This window comes from uncultured Nonlabens sp. (genome assembly GCF_947495285.1).
Taxonomy (GTDB): Bacteria; Bacteroidota; Bacteroidia; order Flavobacteriales; family Flavobacteriaceae; genus Nonlabens.
This window is the reverse complement of the sequence record NZ_CANLXZ010000016.1, coordinates 39,710-59,406: the sequence shown is the minus strand read 5'-3', so window position 1 is coordinate 59,406 and position 19,697 is coordinate 39,710. Positions and strand designations below refer to the sequence as shown.

At 33.0% G+C, this 19,697-nt stretch carries 17 protein-coding genes; 3 read left to right on the top strand and 14 right to left on the bottom strand.

Annotated elements, in window-relative coordinates:
- Window positions 1-54 precede the first annotated feature (54 nt).
- Window positions 55-1,305 (bottom strand): O-antigen ligase family protein, encoded by a 1,251-nt coding sequence (locus Q0838_RS08485; RefSeq protein ID WP_298953486.1) that lies wholly within the window; start codon window positions 1,303-1,305, stop codon window positions 55-57.
- A gap of 92 nt (window positions 1,306-1,397) precedes the next feature.
- Between Q0838_RS08485 and Q0838_RS08480 the strand changes: the two genes are divergently transcribed.
- A complete protein-coding gene (locus Q0838_RS08480) occupies window positions 1,398-2,492 on the top strand; it encodes a glycosyltransferase (RefSeq protein WP_298953483.1) in 1,095 nt (364 codons plus the stop codon).
- Here Q0838_RS08480 and Q0838_RS08475 read toward each other — a convergent pair.
- The 3 genes from Q0838_RS08475 to Q0838_RS08465 all read right to left on the bottom strand — a co-directional run bounded on the left by Q0838_RS08475 (window position 2,452) and on the right by Q0838_RS08465 (window position 6,121).
- Window positions 2,452-3,489 (bottom strand): O-antigen ligase, encoded by a 1,038-nt coding sequence (locus tag Q0838_RS08475; protein WP_298953479.1) that lies wholly within the window; start codon window positions 3,487-3,489, stop codon window positions 2,452-2,454. The genes Q0838_RS08480 and Q0838_RS08475 overlap by 41 nt on opposite strands.
- 241 nt (window positions 3,490-3,730) lie before the next feature.
- Window positions 3,731-4,828: a hypothetical protein gene (locus Q0838_RS08470; protein WP_298953476.1), complete on the bottom strand. Its 1,098-nt coding sequence runs from the start codon at window positions 4,826-4,828 to the stop codon at window positions 3,731-3,733.
- A gap of 9 nt (window positions 4,829-4,837) precedes the next feature.
- Entirely contained in the window at window positions 4,838-6,121 is a 1,284-nt protein-coding gene (locus tag Q0838_RS08465; RefSeq protein ID WP_298953474.1) for a polysaccharide biosynthesis C-terminal domain-containing protein, read from the bottom strand.
- Between the two features lie 100 nt (window positions 6,122-6,221).
- On the opposite strand from Q0838_RS08465, the gene Q0838_RS08460 reads away from it, so the two are divergent.
- On the top strand, window positions 6,222-7,304 hold the full coding sequence (locus Q0838_RS08460) for a glycosyltransferase (RefSeq protein WP_298953473.1): 1,083 nt from the start codon (window positions 6,222-6,224) through the stop codon (window positions 7,302-7,304).
- Here the strand turns inward: Q0838_RS08460 and Q0838_RS08455 are convergent.
- From Q0838_RS08455 to Q0838_RS08420, 8 genes are all read right to left on the bottom strand, one after another.
- A complete protein-coding gene (locus tag Q0838_RS08455; RefSeq protein ID WP_298953472.1) occupies window positions 7,301-8,344 on the bottom strand; it encodes a GDP-L-fucose synthase in 1,044 nt (347 codons plus the stop codon). The two genes, Q0838_RS08460 and Q0838_RS08455, sit on opposite strands and share 4 nt — an antisense overlap.
- A gap of 310 nt (window positions 8,345-8,654) precedes the next feature.
- Window positions 8,655-9,782: a GDP-mannose 4,6-dehydratase gene (gmd, locus tag Q0838_RS08450; protein WP_298953469.1), complete on the bottom strand. Its 1,128-nt coding sequence runs from the start codon at window positions 9,780-9,782 to the stop codon at window positions 8,655-8,657.
- A gap of 34 nt (window positions 9,783-9,816) precedes the next feature.
- Window positions 9,817-10,653 carry a dTDP-4-dehydrorhamnose reductase gene (gene rfbD, locus Q0838_RS08445; RefSeq protein WP_298953467.1) on the bottom strand — a complete coding sequence of 279 codons (837 nt, stop codon included), beginning with the start codon at window positions 10,651-10,653 and terminating at the stop codon, window positions 9,817-9,819.
- A 66-nt stretch (window positions 10,654-10,719) separates the two neighbouring features.
- Entirely contained in the window at window positions 10,720-11,256 is a 537-nt protein-coding gene (gene rfbC / locus Q0838_RS08440) for a dTDP-4-dehydrorhamnose 3,5-epimerase (protein ID WP_298953465.1), read from the bottom strand.
- Window positions 11,253-12,293, bottom strand: a complete 1,041-nt coding sequence (locus tag Q0838_RS08435; RefSeq protein WP_298953463.1) for a hypothetical protein — start codon at window positions 12,291-12,293, stop codon at window positions 11,253-11,255. Before Q0838_RS08435 ends, rfbC begins: the two co-directional genes overlap by 4 nt.
- A 73-nt stretch (window positions 12,294-12,366) precedes the next feature.
- On the bottom strand, window positions 12,367-14,118 hold the full coding sequence (locus Q0838_RS08430) for a hypothetical protein (RefSeq protein ID WP_298953461.1): 1,752 nt from the start codon (window positions 14,116-14,118) through the stop codon (window positions 12,367-12,369).
- Window positions 14,119-14,278: 160 nt separating this feature from the next.
- Window positions 14,279-15,778 carry a GH3 auxin-responsive promoter family protein gene (locus Q0838_RS08425; protein ID WP_298953459.1) on the bottom strand — a complete coding sequence of 500 codons (1,500 nt, stop codon included), beginning with the start codon at window positions 15,776-15,778 and terminating at the stop codon, window positions 14,279-14,281.
- A complete protein-coding gene (locus Q0838_RS08420) occupies window positions 15,779-16,645 on the bottom strand; it encodes a M23 family metallopeptidase (RefSeq protein ID WP_298953456.1) in 867 nt (288 codons plus the stop codon).
- Between the two features lie 164 nt (window positions 16,646-16,809).
- On the opposite strand from Q0838_RS08420, the gene Q0838_RS08415 reads away from it, so the two are divergent.
- A complete protein-coding gene (locus tag Q0838_RS08415) occupies window positions 16,810-17,007 on the top strand; it encodes a twin-arginine translocase TatA/TatE family subunit (protein ID WP_298953512.1) in 198 nt (65 codons plus the stop codon).
- A gap of 73 nt (window positions 17,008-17,080) precedes the next feature.
- Here the strand turns inward: Q0838_RS08415 and Q0838_RS08410 are convergent, their stop codons facing one another.
- Both Q0838_RS08410 and Q0838_RS08405 read right to left on the bottom strand, forming a co-directional pair.
- A complete protein-coding gene (locus Q0838_RS08410) occupies window positions 17,081-18,067 on the bottom strand; it encodes a DUF4837 family protein (RefSeq protein ID WP_298953454.1) in 987 nt (328 codons plus the stop codon).
- Window positions 18,068-18,069: 2 nt separating this feature from the next.
- A complete protein-coding gene (locus Q0838_RS08405) occupies window positions 18,070-19,632 on the bottom strand; it encodes a LysM peptidoglycan-binding domain-containing protein (RefSeq protein ID WP_298953451.1) in 1,563 nt (520 codons plus the stop codon).
- Window positions 19,633-19,697 lie beyond the last annotated feature (65 nt).

The window sequence follows — 19,697 nt, the reverse complement described above, 5'->3', positions numbered from 1 at the left end:
GAAAATGAATGTAGTTCAAGAAATTATTATTGTTTCGCTTTCGCGAAAGCGGAATTAATTCAAAGAATCTAAAACTTTTTCATGTGATAGTACCAATGGATTTAATGCAGATCTTTTAAAATTACCTACAAAGAAGAGGTTTAAAAATAAAGCAAAATAGACGACACCTTGCTGTCTCTCTAACACATTTTCTGCAAGCATAAAAACACAGAAAAGGATTAAAATAGCTATACCTAAATAATTTCTGTGATTAAGTCCAGTAGAGAGTAATGCAAACAAAGAAAATGCAAACAATATCAAACCAAATAATCCAACATTTAAAAAAACGCTTAAATACTGATTATGTGAATTATAAGAAGCATTTTTAAGACTACTATTTTTACCATCATAACAGTTGATAAGCTCTTCTTTACCATCTCCTAGACCAAAACCAAATAATCCAGCCTCTGGTATAAGCTCTATGGAACATGATTGGATCGTATTTTTAATTTCGGCATACTCCATATGTGCAGAATCTTTTACAATCAATAATCTATTAAACTTTTCATTAAAACTAGACGAAAAAGTTAACAGACCTATTACTAAAACTGTGGCTGACATGAATAATGTCCATAGCTTAGTCTTATTAACCATAAGCGCATATAATCCGAATGCGACGGTAAAAGATATTATCGCAGACTTAAATGATAAAATTAATAATAAAACGAATAAAATAGATATAATCATAATTGAGACTACAGCCTTCCATACTTTCTTTGATAAAAAATATAAATAAACCGAAGAAATTAAAGCTAAAGAGATGTGAAGGCTTAAATAAAGGGCATCCATACCCACGACAGTTCCTTGTTCTAAAATCTGATCATGAAATAATTCTAAATCATGTATGACATTAAAATTATCGATTATAACAATTAAGGATAATAAAACTATTGAACCTACATATACCTTTGTATAGTTCTTGACCTGTTTTTTAATCAAATCGATTAGTACGGGAGAAAACAAAGAAAACGATAACGGAAAAAAGATTAACGGACTTGCAGTACTTAGTTTTCTTAAGGCATACTCCATGTTTTCAGAATAAAGCAAACTACCTATGTAACTGAAGTAAAGAAGAGAAATAACGATAAAAAATTTCCAATTAAATCGTCTATTAAAAGTATTAAAATAGGTAACTATTGAAACTATAATAAAAAAACCAATCATTAAATTACCAGCTATTTTAGGCAATAAAGGCATAAGAAATAATCCATAAAGAGCATATAAAACTGCTTTATGATATTTATTTATTTGGGTTTCTTTTTTCAAATGATAGGTGGTTTTTCAATCTACGAAGATGACTAAAAACTTACCCTTTTACAACGTAAAGCTATTACCTTTACAGTAATAATTTATTTTTAGTGAAAAAAATCAAAGTTCTTCATGTAATAGAAGCCTTAGGAGGTGGTGTTTATAGCTATTTTACGGACTTAAGTAAGGTAATGGGAAATGACCCAAACTTAGAAGTTTTCGTAGCTTATAGTGACAAACGCAGTGAAATCAATCCTAACAAGATTCGTGAAGACTTTAATGAAAATTGTAATTTAATTTTATTAGATCTTCATAAAGATATCTCGCTGAGCAAAGACTGGAAAGGAGTTAAGCAAATTAAAGAAACAATCGAGTTCATTAAGCCAGACATAGTACATTTACATAGCAGCAAAGCAGGTATTTTAGGTAAAGTGGCACTATCTATGGCAACACATCAATGTATATCTTACTATACACCACATGGCTATTCTTTTTTGAGATTAGATATAACAAAACTAAAAAGAAAGTTATTTAAAAATATAGAATATCTATTTACAAAATTTTCTAAGACCAAAACTATAGCTTGTGGTTTTACCGAGCAAACTATGGCTAAAAAAATGAATAAAAATGCTCGACTTATTAATAATGGTATCAGGATAGACCAGATAAAATACTATCCAAAAACTCCATCAGAAAAAATAATTATAGGAACTCTAGGAAGAATTAGTTTCCAAAAAAACCCAACTTTTTTTGACAACCTAGCCCTTTACACACCAGAGTACAATTTTTTATGGATAGGTGATGGAGATATGCAATCTTCTATAACAGCACAAAACATTGAAATTACTGGCTGGTTTACAAAACGTAAGGAAGCACTTCCTTATCTAAAAAAACTGGACGTTTATTTACAAACTTCTTTATGGGAAGGATTACCTATAGCAGTTATAGAAGCTATGGCAATGGGATTACCTATAATTGCAACAGATGTAATAGGAAACAAGGACTTAATAGTTCATGGGAAAACAGGCTTCTTAATAAAGACTGAAAAAGACTTTAAAAATGCCATGTTATTTCTAGAGGATCCTAAAAATAGAATAGAAATGGGTAAAGAAGGAAGGTTAAGAGTGGAACAATATTTTAATTGTGAAACTAATTTTCAAGAACTTATAGAACTTTATTTAAACGATTATTCCAGTAAATACTAGCAAAAATACTTATCCATAGCGCACTGAAGGTGATACCATCAAAACGGATTAAGAAATCATCTGTTAAGTTAGAAGTAAAAAATAGTATGAAGAAAAATATAGGCACAGTATGTTGCCATTTTAACCCTATCCATAGGATATGAAATATATAAAGTAGCACGCCGACTACTCCTAGAATTCCAAATTTCAATAAGAAATCAAGATATTGGTTATGCGTAGGGAACTTATATTTAGACAAGAAAACTTGATTGGTATCTTCATAAGCTTGATTTAACTCATCTTTTCCATCTGCTGCACCTACTCCAAATAATAGATCTTCTTGAGAACGCTCCCAAGCTGTTTTCCATATACTTACTCTAGTAACAAAACTACTATAAATCTCTCCCTCAGGGTCTTCAAAATCATCTAGTTTCCCCACTTTGTCCATGTGAGCAAAGGTTACACTAGAATACTTTTCTGTAATATATGGGAACGCTTTCGCGAAAGCGAAAAAAACAACCATTAATAACACACTTGTTCCAGCAGTAATTGATATTAATTTCTTGCGAGATACTTTTTTAAATAACTCAAAGAATAAGATCAAAAAGATACCCAACACGGCATTTGCAATAGCAAGACGTGTATTGATAATAAGAAGCATTAATAATGAAGCTATGAACAAGACTATCCTATAATTTAAAAGTTTCCATTTATTTTTAATCGCGTGATTAACTAGAAGGTAGGTATTCACGACTACTAAGAATGCTACGTGCATATTAAGAGCTGGGGCATGAACAGAAGTGCTATTTGCAAAAGAATAACCCATCTCCCATAAATGAATTCCATTCAAATATTTTTGAACTAATTCTGGTTCGATTATTAAGAACCTAATAAGCAATACATATAAAATAGTAGTAAAGAAAATACTATATATTTTAAGTATTTTATTAAAATCAATAACAAATGCTTGACCTATTATCAGTAATGGAAAAATGAAAGTACTTAAACGTTTTTCCATGTGTTTAAAACCTTCTGATAGCTCAACATTATTCCAAAGAAATATTACATCTAACAAAAATGGTATAGAGATAATAAGGATGGGAAACCATTTTTTACTATTAATTTTTAGTTTTTTGTAAAACAACAGATTAAATGCAATAAATACTAAAATGCCAATGGTTGCAGGTTTTCTAAAAACTAAGATACTGGCAAGAATTGCCAGTAGACATTCGTAATTTTCTGTATAAAAATTTCTTAATTTATTTAGTAATCCTAAAGACATATTTTTTTTTAATTTTAGGACGTTTAATAAATCCTTTGTCATAGTAAATAGCTAGCCAGATTAATGGTAGAATTCCTATTTTATGACGAATAGCACTACCTAAATCTGGTTCAAACACACCTTGTAAGATAAAATATGAAAAAACCAGATGAAATACCCATGTTTCATGTTTGAAATCTTCATTCTTTAATGCTTTAGAATAGTAATTGAATAATAAATAAAACATTAAAAACTGCCAAAGTAGGAAAAGAATTACTTGAGGTTTATACCAAAATTTTAAGCCATTCAAAGGCAGGTTAACAGTGAAAAAGCCATAAAAAATAGAAATCGATTCCCCTATAGCTGAATGCGAATCTACTGGTGATAAAATCATGGTGTCCGCATTTTGATCTCCCCTCGCAATTCTCCTTTGATTTAAGGATTCTCTAGAACCTTCTGACATAAACTCACCTTTGATAACACCGTAAGAAAGAGATAGAAAACAGACTATTAAAATGCCAAAGAACACATTTGATATTGCTTTGTTTTTAATAGAGACTAGATTAATCAAATATAAACTTATTGCTATAACCGGCACTATAATATAATACTGCCTAAAAATTATACCGAAACCGACAAACATTAAGATACTAGAAAAGATTTTATATCTTAAGTTTTTAGGCATTATCAAAACCTTAGCTACAAAATATAGGAAAATAATATTTATAAATTCTTTAGATGGAAATGATATGAAAAAACAAATCATAATTAAACATATCCAAACTATAACATTACGTAAATATGGTTTAGAAAAACTCTCAGGAATACTTAATTTATAAATACAATAAAAAAGAATAGGTAATTGTATCAAAGCAACAATACTGTACGGTAAATTATTAAACCCTATTAACTTATAGAAACTCATAGTAAAAGGATAGGAACCCATCCATCCAGCCTCGTTATATCTATCTAGAGTAATCGTATTTGCGTCTGCAAAGAAACGATCTGGCAGGTATAAAAAAGCCAAACTACCCATTATAGTTGCTGTCAAAGCAATAAAAATAAATAATGCTTTATGTTTTTTAACCTTAAACAATATTAGATCTTAATTTAGGATAAGCAAGATACGCTCTTTTACATAAACGTAAATAACAACAGAAAGGTTCCAAAAAATTAAACTTAATGATGAGGCAATAGCTGCGCCTTCTATTCCATATGACGGAATCAATAAAAAATTAACTATTAAATTAATTAATATGGTCATAATCAATATGTTTTGTAAAATCTTTTGTTTCCCGGTCATATTCATATAAACACTCGTACATCCACAAGCAGCATTAACTGTACTGCCTATTAATAAAATGGAGAACACTGTATTTCCTTGAACATAAAAATCTCCAAAAAACTCAAGAAAAAAGCTAGGAAATAAACCAAAACCCAATAAAACAGGAACAGACAGAAGCATAATTAATCTAGTATACTTTCTAGTAAGAATTAATAATTCGTGTGTGTTTTTTGAATAAAACTCCTTTGCTATTTTTTTTGAAATAGCAGCCTGTATAGTAGTTTGAATAAGAGATATTAATGATATTAACTTAATAGGTTGGGCATAAATAGCTACTTGTTCTTCATCATAATATTTTTTAAGAAAAACAATATCTATACTAAGAAGAATTAAAAAGCCTAAACTACTTATAGCCATAGGGTAAGACTTAATAATTATTTCTTTATAAGTTATGACTGTCTTCTTAGAGCATTTTGAAAACAAATAAGATATATGTATTGAAGAAATTATAAATAATAAAATAAATGAAAGTAAAAAACACTCGATTATATATTCTTGCAAATTGTTTTGAAATAATAAGATTACAGCAATAGCGAGCAAAAGATATTTAAAAATCCCTCGATAAAATTCTGAGGTCAGATTACGATCAAAAATTCTAAAAACTTCGGTATTAAATAAAGTTATTGCATAAAACAGAATACTTAAAATAATTTTAGAAACAAGCAAATAGGTTTTATTATCATGGACAAAAAATAAAACGTATTTATACGGACTAATAAAATATACTGTGACTAGAGTAATGTAGACACAAAGAATAATTAAAATCATCTTTTTATATAAATGATATACTTCTTCTGTTCTGTTTTTACTTGATAAAACACCTGTAAACTGTAAAATGGATCTATCTAATCCTAATAAAGCAAAGCTACCTAAAAGCAATAATATAGATCTAGCATAATCAAAATCGCCAACTAGAGAAATCTTATAATTATTAGTCATAAATATAGTGGTCAAAAAGAAAATCAAAGCACCTACACCTCTGCATAAAATCAACCATATTTTAGATTCCTTGTTAAACAAAAATATTTTAAGTATTTCTTGCATAATGTACTATGTATACTTTTTAAAATCTAGAACAAAAATAAGTTAATGAGACTCTATCTTTGCTTCAAACAAGAGTATTATCAAAACTGTTAAAAAAATATTGCTTTATGTACCCACTTTAGAAGGAGGTGGTGCTGAGAAAGTATTTGTCCATTTAGCTAACTATTTTGTATCACAAGATTATAAGGTTATTTATACTTACGCTTATGGAGATACTTATAAAGAATTAATGGATTCTAGAATTCAGCTTAAACATTCAATCAAAAAAAAACCTAGCACAAACAAAAAAATTAATTTAATATATCGGTTTTTGTTGATGCCTTTTTTTCTATTTAAATTATTAAAAGTAGAGAAACCTGACTTTTTTATTACTTCTGTATTAGAGGCTAATATGTTAGGAAGCATGATTCATCGGTTATCATTTAGTAAAAGTAAACTTATTGTTAGACAAGCAGGTATATTAGCTGGAGAGACGCACCCTAAAAAACTGTCATTTTTACTTAGAATGGCTTTTAATCATAGTAACATAATCATTGCAAATTCATATGATACTAAAAAATCTATAAATCTATTTTTAAAAAAGAAAGAAAAAAAAGAAATAAAAGTAATAGGTAACCCTATATACCAAGCTAATAAAACCGTATACCCTAAAAATGATTTAAGACCATATATTATTACCGTGGGTCGTTTAGAGCAACAAAAAGATCAACATACTTTGATAAAAGCGTTTAAAATTGTGATTTCTAATTATGATATAAGACTCAAAATTTTGGGTTCAGGCTCTTATAAAGAATCACTAAAAACACTTGTTAAACAACTAGATTTAAATGAAAAAGTAGATTTTATAGAATTTCAAAAAAATCCGGAACCATTTTATGCTAATGCGCAACTATTTGTGATTAGCTCCATATTTGAAGCATTTGGAAATGTAATTGTAGAAGCTATGAGTCATGGATTACCTGTTGTTAGCACAAATTGCCCTGGTGGGCCTAAATTTATACTTAACAAGTCTAAACTTGGAGAATTGTGCGAAGTTAAAAATCCGCAAGCTATGGCAACAGCTATTCTAAAAGTCTTAAATAATCCAGAAAAGTACCCTAAAGAAGCAATCATCAATAGAGCCAAAGATTTTTCATTAGAAAAAATAGGCGAAGAATATTTAGATCTAATTACTAATTCTTAATAAGTTAAATAAGCCTCATACATCATCTCCACACCTTTTTCAAGGTCTATCTCGTGTTTCCACCCTAATTCATGTAATTTAGAAACATCAGTAAGTTTGCGTGGAGTACCGTCTGGTTTTGTAGCATCCCAATCGAGGTTTCCTTGATAGCCTACGGTGGTTTTGATCATCTCTGCGAGGTCTTTGATAGCGATATCTTCTCCTGTACCTATGTTAAGATGTGTGTTTTTAATGTCTTTATCGTTTCCTTTTACGTCTGTAAAATCTTTGTTTTCCATAAGATAAACGCAGGCTTTTGCCATATCATGCGACCATAAGAATTCACGTTTAGGAGAACCAGTACCCCATAGTGCGATGCCTTTTTCTGTGATACCGTTTTTTTGTAATTCCGCTTTCGCGAAAGCGTAACTATCACAACCTAAATCCTCCATTAAAGCTTGCTCATTTCCTTCCATAAGCAATTTACCTAGGTGCATTTTTCTAATCAATGCAGGAAGAACATGAGATTTTTCAAGATCAAAATTATCATTAGGTCCATATAAATTAGTAGGCATTACTGATATAAAATTGGTGCCATATTGCAAGTTATAACTCTCGCACATCTTGATACCAGCAATTTTGGCAACCGCATAAGGCTCGTTTGTGTATTCTAATGGCCCAGTAAGCAAACTATCTTCTGGCATGGGTTGTGGCGCCATTTTAGGATATATACAGGTGCTTCCTAAGAACAACAACTTTTTCACTCCATTCAAGTAACTGTGATGTATCACGTTATTCTGAATCATGAGGTTTTTATAAATAAAGTCTGCTCTGTACGTGTTGTTTGCAACTATTCCGCCTACACTCGCAGCAGCAAGAAATACATATTCTGGCTTTTCAGTAGTGAAAAAATCGGCAGTGGCTTGTTGATTTGTAAGATCTAGTTCTTTGTGAGTGCGTAGAATAAAATTAGTGTAACCCAGTTCTTTTAACTCTGTGACAATGGCACTTCCTACAAGACCACGATGCCCAGCGATGTATATTTTTGAATCTTTATTCATTTTTTGTTGCAATCTTTAAGTAACTCAAAGTTTAAAATCATTCGTTTTAAAACCTTTCCTTTCATTTTTTTCTTGATAAAAAAACGAAACAAAAAAATCAAGGCTTAATAACCTATCACTAAAAATTTTGTTTGCTTCGGCGCAAAAAGAAGGTTTCTAGATATATTTATCATTAAAATTTAGAACTAAAACCTTGAATGATAAATATATCTGTGCTAAAACGATTTTTGCTTACTCCTACGCTTCACTTCATTTTTTTACGTGTTATGTTATTAGGCCATCTTCATCAGAGAATAAAGAGTAATTTTTATTATTCAAAGTAATTATTAATGCGGTATCCGCCACTTTTTAAATACTCTTCTCTGGACATAAGGTGTAAATCACTTTCCATCATTTCATTCACTAATTCTTGAAGTGCGATTTCTGGAACCCAGCCTAGTTTTTCTTTGGCCTTAGAAGGATCTCCTATCAATAAATCTACCTCTGTAGGTCGGAAATATCGTGGATCTACCGCTACTACTTCTCTACCTATCTCTAGTTGATAGTCTGGATTTGAGCAGGATTTAATTGTTCCTTTTTCGTTCACACCTACTCCAGTAAATTCTAATTCAATACCTATGTATTGAAAAGACATGCGTACAAAATCACGCACACTGGTTGTAGTACCGGTAGCGATTACCCAATCTTCTGGTTGATCGTGCTGCAAGATCATCCACATCATGCGTACATAATCCTTAGCGTGTCCCCAATCACGTTTGGCATCTAGATTTCCTAAATACAATTTATCTTGAAGTCCTTTTACGATTTTAGAAGTCGCACGAGTAATTTTTCTAGTTACAAATGTCTCTCCACGTACTGGAGATTCATGGTTAAAAAGAATACCGTTACAAGCAAACATACCGTAAGCCTCACGATAATTTACAGTTGCCCAATAGGCATACATTTTTGCTACTGCATAAGGACTACGTGGATAGAACGGTGTCGTTTCTGATTGTGGAATTTCTTGAACCTTACCATACAGCTCTGACGTAGAGGCTTGATAGACTTTGGTTTTCTTTTCCATGCCTAATAATCGTACCGATTCTAGAATACGTAATGCACCTATTCCGTCGGCATTTGCGGTGTATTCTGGCATTTCAAAAGAAACCTGAACGTGTGACATAGCCGCAAGGTTATAGATCTCGTCTGGTTGTGTTTCTTTGATGATTCTGGTTAAGTTAGTCGTATCGGTAAGATCTCCATAATGCAATTTAAACTTTACATCAGTCTCATGTGGATCTTGATATAAATGATCAATACGATCTGTATTAAAAGATGATGCACGACGCTTTATACCGTGCACTTCATATCCTTTTTTTAATAAAAACTCGCTTAAGTAAGCACCATCCTGACCGGTTACACCAGTTATTAATGCTACTTTATGATTATTCTCAGACATATTCTAATTGTAAAGTTGTAAAAATACAGTTTCCTTATGTATTGTAAATGCGTGCCACCTCATCTAGTCCTTCCTCAACAGTAGGAATTTTATAATTAAAAACCTTGATGGTATCGCTACCGTCCATAACACTATAAGTAGGGCGTTTTGCAGTGGTTTTAAATTCAACTACGGGATGAATGATTTTATCGAGATTGAGTATTTTATTTATCGCAACGGCAAATTCAAACCAAGTCATCGCACCTTGGTTTGTAAAATGATAAACACCATAAATCTCTGGATCATTTTTAACGAGGTTTTTTATAAAAGAAGATACATCTAGTGCGCTAGTAGGAGAACCTGTCTGAGAATCTACTATTTTGAGCTCTTTCATGTCTGTGCCAGCCACCCATTTAAAGAAGTTCTTTCCATGCGGTGCATATAACCACGATATTCTAAAAATATAGTGTTTACCATTAACCTGCGTGATGGATTTCTCACCAGCCAGTTTACTAGCTCCATAAACATTTATAGGATCTGTTTCTTGTAACGGTAAATAGGGCTGTGTTGCTGTTCCATTAAATACATAGTCGGTAGAAAAATGGATTAATGTAGCATGATATTGATGTGCCACTTGTGCCATTTTTTGAACCGCGAGAGCATTAATTTTAAAAGCTTTTTCCTCTTCTGTTTCTGCTAGATCTACTGTTGTGTAAGCCGCACAATTAATAATATAATCTGGCTTTATGCTTTTTACTATTTGATCTAATTTAAAACTACAGGTAATATCTAATTCTTTACTAGAATAAATGTACAAATCATGTCCCTGCAACGCATTTGTGATAGCAGTTCCCAGCATACCTGTTGCTCCTGTAATGATAATTTTTTTCAAGCTATGTAATTTAAATTAACCTATAGATTAACATGTGTTTCTATATAATCTACGTATGGTCTAAATTTATGATGTAATAAATCCTAGTCTCTCATCCTTTTCAGAAAGTATGATATCTTCTTTGGGTAATTTCCAGTCTATATTCAATTGTGGATCATCATAACGTATACCATATTCCGTTGCTGGTTGGTACGTATTATCTATCTGATAATTTACGATAGCAGTTTCTGACAGTACAGAAAAACCATGAAGAAAACCTCTAGGAACTAACAATTGCTTATTATTTTCTCCTGTGAGTTCAATGGAAAAATGCTTTAAATAAGTAGGAGATTCTGGTCTAAAATCTACTGCAACATCTAGTATTTTACCATGTATACAACGCACTAATTTTGCTTGTGCAGCATCTCCTTTTTGCAAATGTAAACCTCTAAGAACTCCATAAGTAGAGGTGCTCTCGTTTATGGTAATGAAAGGTTTCTGATTGGGTAACGCTTTCGCGAAAGCGAAACTATCAAAAGCAATACAGAACTTACCACGAGCATCTGGAAAAACGGCAGGTTCTATAATTTTACAGTCTAATAATGGTGTATCAATTATATTCACGAAGTATGTTCTTTTTGATAAGCATTAAGAAATTTAAGTACTAATGGTATTAATGCTATTAAAAGACCCAAACCAAAGAAAACAAAGGCAAAAGTTACTGTAAAGTGCTTATTTACAATAACCCCTTTTTTAATAAAATAAGAAACGAGGTTTACTGTATTTTCATAACCGTATTTCTTCTCTCTTTCTGTTTCAAGACTAATAAGAATTTCAGCTTTTTCAGTAAATAAATTCTTAAACGTCGCTGACTTATTCTCTCCATTTACAAATACATTAGTACCTCTAGACAGGCTAGATTCTTTATCTTTAATCGCTATTTGATAAGCACTTATTAGAGAATCTATCTCTGTTAATTGATATTCCATTTTTGAGATATTAAAGGCAGTAGTCTCGCGACCAGCGATTCTTTGTGCTTTTATTAATGGATTATCCTCCACCTCTATGGCTGGTACGGCTGCTTTTTCTAGAGCTGTTTTAGATTTGGCGGCTATCTCTATTTTATAAAATTGATAATCGATATCTCTTTTGGCTAGTTTAAAGCCTTCAAAGGTATAATTCTCTAGTGCGATAGTGTCTGCACTACGTGCCATGTAATCGTACTCTTCAAGAAGCTCGGTATCGTTATAGTCTGCAGTGATTTCAAAACTAACTAGCGTACTGGCCTCATCTATAGTAAGATTTAATTCTTCTCCTAAAGTTGTAAAATCCTCTTCTTCTATTAAAGAGTTGTAATATTCTACATTAGAAATAAGCTGCCCAGCACTTTTAAAATTAGGTTGTACTCTCAATTGAGCCGTAAAATTCTTTTTAGATTGTCTACTTAGATAATTACCTAATCCAGCTCCTAAAACAAATAGAATACCTAACAGAATAATATTGTTTTTAATAAAGATTAAAAACAATATTAAAAAATGCCCTAACCCTTTAAAAAAACCTCCTATAGCATTGAATAGGTTTTTAAAACCGTTGCTTATCCAGACAAATACTGGTACTAGATCTACTTCTTGTTCTTGGTTATTAATAGGCTGGTTATCCATGAATTTTGTATTGTATAGTTTTCAAATATAATTGAAGTATAGCAATTATAAAGGCGCGATGTTTAAAGTAAGTTTATAGATCTTCTAATTGATCTATTTCTTGCTCTTCTACTTCTTCTACTTTGATACTATTTTCCATGATTTGCTCAAGAATTTTTTCAGTAATCACATATACTGGTTTTACACCTATTAAACCTAGTCCACCACTGGCCAGTGTATGTCCTGTTTTTAATGGGTTATCACTCGCATAATAGGCATATCTCACGTTTACCTTTTTGCGTATGCTGCGTCTTACTCTAGATGCTGCCTGTATGGCTTTTTGGTAGTGTGCGCCTTCCATTTCTAGACCTATTACTCTCCAACTAGAATTATAAAAAAATTCTAAAAGGTCTTTATTTTGTAACGATGTTCCTAAAACGGTAACCATAGAACCGGTTACTACTTTAATATCCTCACATTCTAGATCTTTTTTAGACAGTCGGTTCTTAAACGGATAATTATCTGCAGTACCTTCAAATACGTGAGCATCTGGCACCATGATATCACCCTTATCACCTTCTAGAATACCTGCTTTACCCATTACATTAATGGAGTGCATATTCATCTGGTGTGTTTTACCCTGGTCATCTTTAAATGGTTTAAGTAACTCATCCATCGTTTCATATGCTTGCTCGCCAAAGGCATAATCCATTACGATAAGAACTGGTTTTGTTTCAGTCTCGCTATTGCGAAAGCGTGCATCGCAAAAACCTATGTTATCAAAATCACAGGCTGCTAGATCAAAAATTTGAACATCGATATTAGTACCGCTCGCATCTTTAAGCTCTGTCATACCATTTGCTAGTGCATGCTTCTTGATAAGGTCACGGTTTTTCTTACCGCTATCGTTACTCAAGTCTGCAAAGATTTCCATGCGACTCTTTTTGGCCATTTGAGCAGCAAGTGCCTTAGGTCCATAAAGCGAGTTCATAACACTATGTAGATTTGCACTAATAATATGCAACGGTCTATCAAAAATCCCTTGTTCTACTAGGTGTTCTTTAATACGGTATGCCCATCTATCGCCATGAATATGGTGGCCTAATCGTTCTCTTAGAACAGGAGAAAAGGTTACTAATCTTTTTTCTTCGTCTAAGATTTCTTGTTTTGCTAGTCTACCTAGGTGATAAATAACGCTTAAGAAACGGTTAGGATTTTCTTTAGTAGCAAAATCTGGATACACTGATTTTACCTCGTCAAAGGTTCTACCTAAAATGTTTGCAACGTGAGTGATAGCAACTTCTTTCTCTTCTTGAGTTAATTTTTTCTTTGAAATAGCGTTTTCTAAGCATTTCCAGTCTCTAGATGTATTACCATTATCACCTACCATGACTTGTTTCATGATCTTGTGAGACTCGATCATTAAAAATGTAAGGTGCGTAAGAATATCATAGATTTCAGAACGTCCACGAGTCACCTCTATATTCATTTGCTCGCGATCTATGCGATAGCAATTGCGACGTCTCTTAGAAGGAATAATAGCTTTAAAATGAGAACCCTCATAACCTTCATCACTAGTCAGATTGATGTAAGTACATTCTTCTATACCTACTGGTAATCTATCCATTACGTATAATAAACCGCTTAGTTCTATCTTCTCTTCGGCAATGGAGCCATAAATTTCTGGTCTTAATGTAAGAAGAGATTCTCTTAACGATTCACCACTTACACCCATAGGTTTATAAAAGCCTCTATTAAATAGATGTCGCATTGTGATATAAATGCGCTCTATGGCGTTAGTACTTTCTTGAGCTCTGGTACGTGGTTCTACGTTAATTATTGGCATATGTTTTATTTCGTAGCAAAGATACTATTATTAACTATGTAGTTTTCAGTCCTGGCAGACTGTTTTAAGAGATGACAGAAGGAATTAAAGTTTATTTAATACCTGCGTTACTTATCAAACGACCGTCTGCTGGAAATTACTTTACAGATAGTAGCTTTTATTAACCTATTATATTCTCCAGTACCTCAGCGATTTTACGATCGTTAGAAAGACGTGGTAATTTATTCTGACCGCCTAATTTACCTATGGTTTTCATGTATTCTTTAAAACCATTTTCTGGTACTGGAGTGATAATTAATGGCTGTAGAATCTTACCGGTAATTAAATCGTCATAATAAGAGTTTTGTTCTCTCATTTGAATATCAAGTACTTGTGCCAGTTTATGAAGATCTACATTTGTAGCATCACCTAATTCTACAAACCACTCATGATATGGCAATTCATTATTTGCTGGGCTTAATTGTGGTGCGACAGTAAATTCATTGATAACAATACTCAATTGATTTGAGGCTGCTTTCATAGCCTCTTCTACTTCTTTACCTATAACATGTTCTCCACTAGCGCTTATGTAATGTTTTATACGACCTGTAACTATTACTCGATACGGACTTGTATTTGTAAAAGCTATGGTATCACCTATGTTATAGGCCCATAAACCTGCCGTAGTAGAAATGATCATGACATAATTAACGCCTGTTTCTACCCCGCCTATGGTTAATCTAGGTACATTTTTATCATGAAACTGATCTGCTGGTATAAATTCATAGAATATACCTGCATCTAGAAGCAAAAGCATTCCTTTTTCATCTTGTTTATCTTGATAGGCAAAAAAACCTTCACTAGCAGGAAAAAACTCTATACTATCTACTTTACGACCTATAAGTTGATCAAATTTTGCTCTGTAAGGTTCAAAATTAACACCACCATAAATGAATAGACTAAAATCTGGAAATACCTCACCCACTTTCTTACCAGTGCGTTGCACGATGCGTTCAAAATACATCTGTACCCAACTAGGAATTCCAGAAATAACGCTCATATTTTCTGGTAGAGTCTCATCAATAACTGCTTCTACCTTAGTTTCCCAGTCTTCTATACAGTTGGTTTTCATAGAAGGCAACCTGTTCTTTTGTAAATAATTAGGTACGTAATGAGCAACGATTCCACTTAATCTACCTAGTTGAATTCCGTTTTTAGATTTCATCTCTGGACTTCCCTGTAGGAAAATCATCTTACCGTCTACAAATTGTGCTTTTCCAGTTTCATGAACATAACTCAAAATCGCATTACGAGCTGCTTTTATGTGCTCGGGCATCGACTCTTTGGTAATCGGAATATATTTTGCACCGCTTGTAGTTCCCGACGTTTTAGCAAAATAAAGGGGTTTTCCTGGCCATAAGATATCACTCTCACCAGCTACTACTCTATCTACAAAGGGTCTTAATTCTTCATAATCACGCACTGGTACTTGTGATACAAAGTCTTTATGTGTTTTTATGTTGGAAAAGGAGTGCGCTTTCGCGAAAGCGGTATTACCAGCAGTCTTAATTAAATTATGAAACACTTTTTCCTGATAGGCTACCGGTCTAGAAGCCCAACTTTTAGTTTTTCTATCGATGATGGCAGCAAAAACTTTTGCACCGAGTGACTTTAACGACATCTATTCAAAGTTGATAAAATTAGTAGGATCTAGTGGGTAACCATCGCTCCATATCTCAAAATGCAGGTGTGGACCAGTGGTTAACTCTCCTGTGTTACCTACGGTAGCAATTACCTCACCAGCTAGTACCTGATCATTTTGTTCTTTAAGCAAATTACCTGCATGTTTATATACTGTAATAAGTCCATAAGGATGCTCGATAAGCATGGTATATCCTGTTTCTGAACTCCAGCTGGCAAAAACCACCGTACCGTCTGCAGCGGCTTTTATAGGTGTACCTATTGTAGTAACAACATCTACGGCATAGTGTTTTACCTCTGTATCATAATTGCTAGAAATAGTTCCTTTAACCGGTGGGAAGAAAACAAAATTTGTTTTTGCTTTTGCACCGGCAATAACACTATAACGGTCAGCTTGCGCGACCTCTTCTCTTAATAGACTATCTTCTTTAATAAGTTTAATATCAGTGATATCAGTACTAGTTTCAACTTTTGCAATACTGTCTATACGTTCATACTCCTCTGTTGTGATGTCCCCATTGAGAAGCATTTTTATACGTCCATAAAACTGGTCGTTACTTCTTATAGCTATTTCTAATGAGTCTGCTCTCTTTGCTAGTTCTATAGTGTCGCGACGTATACTCATGTTTGCATAACCAGGAATGTATTCTCTAATAGGTGTAAAGGCTATAATTGCCGTGGTTAATCCTATTAATAAAATGGCACTTATTACAGTGACTACAAATACATTGAGTCTAGTGAGTTTGAGACTAAAACGTTCTTCAAAGGTGTCATCATTGAGCACGACCATGCGGTAATGGTGTGTCCATTTGCTCTTTTTATTTCTAACTTTTTTCTTCTTTGCCATGTGATCTTACGTGTAACAAATATAAATAGTTTAGACTGGATAGTCTTCAAATACCGACTAGCAATATGCTCAACAAGGTAAATCTATAGAACTATAAAGATTAACACGCTTATTATTTCAGGTTATAAGGCATGTTGTATCTTTGTACTTTATTAAAATATCAAATCATGATAGCAAATTTCTTTTTGGCAATGCCAGGTATGTGGAGTATCATTCTAATAGTGGTTGTTGTTTTACTTCTTTTTGGAGGTAAAAAAATACCAGAATTGATGCGCGGTCTAGGTGGCGGAATCAAAGAATTTAAGGATGCCTCTAAAGAGGATGATTATAAAAAAGAAGATACGAATAATCTAGATAGATAATTTAAAGACTTCAAAAAACAAAAAATGCGCTTCATTTATGTAATGATGCGCATTTTTTATGTCTACTACTTTACTATTTCTTCTTCGTTTCCAGAAAGTGAACGCTCTTTAAAATAGCCTCTATTTCAAATAAATAATTACGTTGTGCACTAGCCGGTGCACTCACGTATCCTTCTATGATTAACCAGTTGTCTTTTTCTTTATTGTAAATCGCATAATTAACAAATGGTCCTGCCATAAACATGTTCTTTACTTCCCAAGTTCCCTTAGTCTCATAAGCAAATTTTCCATCTATCTGACTTTCATTAAGAAAAGGTGAAAATGCTGGTTCTGTCTGGAATGGTCCACCATCTGTAAGAATTTTTATGGCACCTATAGAGTCACGTACTTTTACGATATCCAGCACAGTACTATCACTGGGTTTTATTCTATTGCGCTCTACTTCATAAAACATAAGATCCATGGTTCCCTCTTTTATGCTTCTACGCAACCAGAAAAAATCGTTATCGATCTCTCCATTATAAGTAGCAAAATGATAAGCTCTAGGTACAATAAGTTCTATACCGAAACGGTCTGTAATCCTTTGTGTATTTAAGGCCACTTTATCCATAAGATATTGCTTGCGTTGTATTTCTCCTTTATTAAACACAGCTATCATATCGTCTGCATTATTAGAAATTACCTTTGCTATATCTACCCTATCTGTTCCACGCACCACTATACCTAATTGCGGATTTGCGTACAGGTTCTTTTTAATACGCACTCCACTACTATCCGACTGTTTGATGATCAAATAATTACGTGATTTTTTAAGCATTCCAGTAAAGGCGGCAGGTTTTACATGATTTAAAGTAAACATAGGCTCTTCTCTTACTATACCGTCTAATGGTCTGGCAAACTCTTTTCTAATCGTATCACCTAGCGGTCCATTCCAGTCGTTATTTCCTATAACTACGAGTATATCATTAAGCCTACCGGCACTATCTTGTACCACAATAGCCTTATCATCACAGTTTATAAAAGCTAGACATAATACAAATATTATATATAATTTCTTCATTTTTACTTTAATTTAAGTGTGGCACCTACCTTAAGGTCGTCTGATGTGGTAGGATTTAATTTACGTATGCTAGCAATAGATATGCCATATTTATTGGCTATTTTCCATAAACTATCTCCATTTTTAATTTTATAAGTGGCTGGCGCTTTTGAAGAGTTAGATGTAGAGTTTATTACTGGATTTCTAGAGTGTATATATAACTTTTGTCCTATTCTCAAGTTATTACTTCTCAAGTTATTCCAGCGTTTTAGTTGGCTCACTTTTACCTTGTACTTATTAGCTATTTTACCTAGATAATCTCCATTTCTAACTCGGTATACAGATCTGCTTTGTGCCACTAGCAATTTAGGAAGTGGTTTTTCTATTTTGTCAAATTCCGCTTTCGCGAAAGCGTACACAGCAGCCTCATTACTAACAAATTTTGCGGCATCTCTAACAGGAAGTCTCAGGTTATAATTTTTACCCTTTACAACTGGAATAATATCTAGTTTATAAGAAGGATTATGAAACTGTATTACCTCCAGATCCTGGTCTGTAAATTGCGACACATGTTCTAGAGATATCATTTTTTTAACTCGTATAGTGTCTGTTGCAATAGTTTTATAGATAGTCTGTTGCGGCTGGAATCCATGTTCTGGAGCATACGTAAAGAGATACATCATCGCCTGGAAAGCTGGTACATAACCAGCCGTCTCACGTGGCAAATAAGGTCTAATATTCCAGTAATTTTTATAACCACCACTGCGGCGTATCGCTTTATTTACATTTCCAGGCCCAGAGTTATAGGCCGCAAGAACTAGATCCCAATCTCCATAAATTTTATATAAGCTACTCATAAATTTACACGCAGCTATCGTGGATTTTATAGGGTCCATGCGTTCATCTACATAAGAATTTACTTCTAGATCATAATTGCGACCTGTAGTAAACATAAACTGCCATAATCCGGTGGCACCTACTCTACTCTTGACACGTGGGTCTAATGCACTTTCTACTATAGCTAGGTACTTCATCTCTAATGGAATATCGTACTGATCTAGATAAGGCTCAAATAAAGGAAAGTAATAATCACTTAACGTCATTAATCGTTCCATGTAAACACGTTTATAACTGAGTTTTTTATTAATCAGTTTTTCCAACACCGGATTGTAATCTATCTGGAAAGGTGTGCTTTCATTAATAGCAGCAAGTCTTGCTTTAAGTGTATCGGTAGCTAGGGTTTGATTTACCGTCTCACTATAATCCATTTGTACAATCTCTTTGTACATGTACTCATATAAATCATTGTTATACAGTTCATTAAGTAGTTTTTCATCTAGATCATCTACCTCAGGATGCACGATAAGTGGCGTACCTGCAACGGTGGTATCCATCATTATTTCTTGAACAGGTATTTCTCTAGATAATATAGTACCAGATTCTATAGAATCTTTTTGAGCTTGTTGTCTTTTATACTCTTCATAAGAAATGACTTTACCAGTAGTGATTGTAGAATCTTGTTCTACTTGTGCAGCTAGCGGTGTAAAAGCTATGGATGATAGTAATAATAAAAAGTATTTGTTCATGAATTGTTTCTGTAATTACTGTGAAATAACATTTTCTATTTGATGATTTTAGATATACAAATAGT

Excerpts from the sequence above, each read along its gene's own strand:
- Q0838_RS08410 (WP_298953454.1), bottom strand. The coding sequence starts at position 18,067 with ATGAAGAAATTATATATAATATTTGTATTATGTCTAGCTTTTATAAAC.
- Q0838_RS08420 (WP_298953456.1), bottom strand. The coding sequence starts at position 16,645 with ATGGCAAAGAAGAAAAAAGTTAGAAATAAAAAGAGCAAATGGACACAC.
- Q0838_RS08465 (WP_298953474.1), bottom strand. The coding sequence starts at position 6,121 with ATGCAAGAAATACTTAAAATATTTTTGTTTAACAAGGAATCTAAAATA.
- Q0838_RS08430 (WP_298953461.1), bottom strand. The coding sequence starts at position 14,118 with ATGCCAATAATTAACGTAGAACCACGTACCAGAGCTCAAGAAAGTACT.
- Q0838_RS08435 (WP_298953463.1), bottom strand. The coding sequence starts at position 12,293 with ATGGATAACCAGCCTATTAATAACCAAGAACAAGAAGTAGATCTAGTA.
- Q0838_RS08455 (WP_298953472.1), bottom strand. The coding sequence starts at position 8,344 with ATGAATAAAGATTCAAAAATATACATCGCTGGGCATCGTGGTCTTGTA.
- Q0838_RS08425 (WP_298953459.1), bottom strand. The coding sequence starts at position 15,778 with ATGTCGTTAAAGTCACTCGGTGCAAAAGTTTTTGCTGCCATCATCGAT.
- gmd (WP_298953469.1), bottom strand. The coding sequence starts at position 9,782 with ATGTCTGAGAATAATCATAAAGTAGCATTAATAACTGGTGTAACCGGT.
- Q0838_RS08475 (WP_298953479.1), bottom strand. The coding sequence starts at position 3,489 with ATGGAAAAACGTTTAAGTACTTTCATTTTTCCATTACTGATAATAGGT.
- Q0838_RS08405 (WP_298953451.1), bottom strand. The coding sequence starts at position 19,632 with ATGAACAAATACTTTTTATTATTACTATCATCCATAGCTTTTACACCG.